This window comes from Streptomyces sp. adm13(2018) (genome assembly GCF_008042145.1).
Taxonomy (GTDB): Bacteria; Actinomycetota; Actinomycetes; order Streptomycetales; family Streptomycetaceae; genus Streptomyces.
On sequence record NZ_RDBH01000141.1, the window covers coordinates 204,912 to 206,910 of the forward strand.

Consider the following 1,999-nt stretch of genomic DNA (forward strand, 5'->3'; position numbering starts at 1 on the left):
ACCCCCGACCGCCCCCTTTTCGTACGAGGAGAGCCATGACCGCGGTACCCCCTACCCAGAACCAGGAGCAGGCGGAGGACGAGGCGTACGACTACGACGTCCTCGTCGTCGGGTCCGGCTTCGGCGGCTCGGTCACCGCGCTCCGCCTCACCGAGAAGGGCTACCGGGTCGGCGTCCTGGAGGCCGGGCGCCGCTTCACCCGCGCGACCCTGCCGAAGAACTCCTGGGACGTGAAGAACTTCCTGTGGGCCCCCGCCCTCGGCCTCTACGGCATCCAGCGCATCCACCTGCTGGGCAACGTGATGGTGCTCGCGGGCGCCGGTGTCGGCGGCGGCTCCCTCAACTACGCGAACACCCTCTACGTACCGCTCAAGGCGTTCTTCGACGACCCCCAGTGGAAGGACATCACGGACTGGGAGGACGAGCTGCGGCCGTACTACGACCAGGCCAGGCGGATGCTCGGGGTCCGGCTCAACCCGACGACCACCCCGTCCGACGTGCACCTCAAGGCGGCCGCCGAGGCCATGGGCATCGGCGACACCTTCCACATGGCACCGGTCGGCGTCTTCTTCGGGGACGGCCGCGACGCCGTCGGCGAGGACGGGACCGGTACGGCGAGGGCGAAGCCCGGTGGAGAGGTCGCCGACCCGTACTTCGGCGGCGCGGGCCCCTCCCGGCGCGCCTGCACCGAGTGCGGCGAGTGCATGACCGGCTGCCGCCACGGCGCCAAGAACACCCTGAACGAGAACTACCTCCACCTCGCGGAGAAGGCCGGCGCCACCGTCCACCCCATGACCACCGTCGTCGCCGTCACCGAGGACTCACGGGGCGGCTTCGCGGTGAAGACCCTCCCCACCGACCAGCGGCGGAAGGGGAAGGGGCGGACCCTCACGGCCCGCCGGGTGGTGATCGCGGCCGGCACGTACGGCACCCAGACCCTGCTGCACCGGATGAGGGACACCGGGCTGCTGCCCGGGATCTCGGCGCGGCTCGGCGAACTCACCCGCACCAACTCCGAGGGCCTGGTCGGCGCGCAGACCACCGACCGCCGCTACCGCGCGCGGCACGGCAAGGACAGGGCCGACTTCACCCGGGGCGTCGCCATCACCTCCTCGGTCCACCCCGACGAGAACACCCACATCGAGCCGGTGCGGTACGGCAAGGGGTCCAACTCGATGGGCAGCCTGACCGTCCTCCAGGTGCCCTACGGGGTCAACCGGGTGCGCAACTGGTTCCTCAACCTGCTCCGGCACCCCACGCTCGCCGCCCGCTCGCTCTCCAACCGGCGCTGGTCGGAGCGGACCATCATCGGCCTGGTGATGCAGTCGCTCGACAACTCCCTGACGACCTACCGTAAGCCCGGCGGCATCGGGAAGGGGCTGCTCACCGCCCGCCAGGGGCACGGGGCGCCGAACCCGGTCCAGATCCCGGCGGCGACCCGGGCCGCCACCCTCCTCGCCGAGGAGATCAACGGCTTCGCCGGGTCCAACGTCGGCGAGCTGATGGGCACCCCGCTGACCGCCCACTTCCTCGGCGGCTGCCCGATCGGCGCCGACGCGGAGTCCGGCGTCATCGACCCGTACCACCGGCTCTTCGGCCACCCGGGGATCTCCGTCGTCGACGGGGCGGCCGTCTCCGCGAACCTCGGGGTGAACCCCTCGCTGACGATCACGGCGCAGGCGGAGCGGGCGATGTCCTTCTGGCCGAACAAGGGTGAGGAGGACCCGCGGCCGCGGCAGGGCGAGGCGTACGTACGGGTCTCGGCGGTCGAGCCCAAGTCGCCCGCGGTCCCGGCCGAGGCCTTCGGCGCGCTGCGGCTGCCGTTCCTGGGGATGCCGGCGGTGCCGCCGAGGACGTCGTGAGCGCGTGGTGATCTGCACAAGGTAAGGGGCGCTGCACCCCCCTCCGAGTGCAGCGCCCCCACCGTCGGTGTTGCTGCATAGATGACCCGCGATGGATGGGGAAGGTTGTAGCGGTTGCACAGGATCCTCATGTGACG

The 1,999-nt window shown here is 71.4% G+C and carries 1 protein-coding gene; it reads left to right on the forward strand.

The window, feature by feature from the left end; translation table 11 throughout:
- The first annotated feature begins 35 nt into the window (after window positions 1–35).
- Window positions 36–1,862: a GMC oxidoreductase gene (locus EAO70_RS28960; protein ID WP_148005811.1), complete on the forward strand. Its 1,827-nt coding sequence runs from the start codon at window positions 36–38 to the stop codon at window positions 1,860–1,862.
- The last annotated feature ends 137 nt before the right edge of the window (window positions 1,863–1,999 follow it).

What these genes read in the sequence shown, in the direction of transcription:
- EAO70_RS28960 (WP_148005811.1), top strand. Translation starts at nt 36, where the DNA reads ATGACCGCGGTACCCCCTACCCAGAACCAGGAGCAGGCGGAGGACGAG.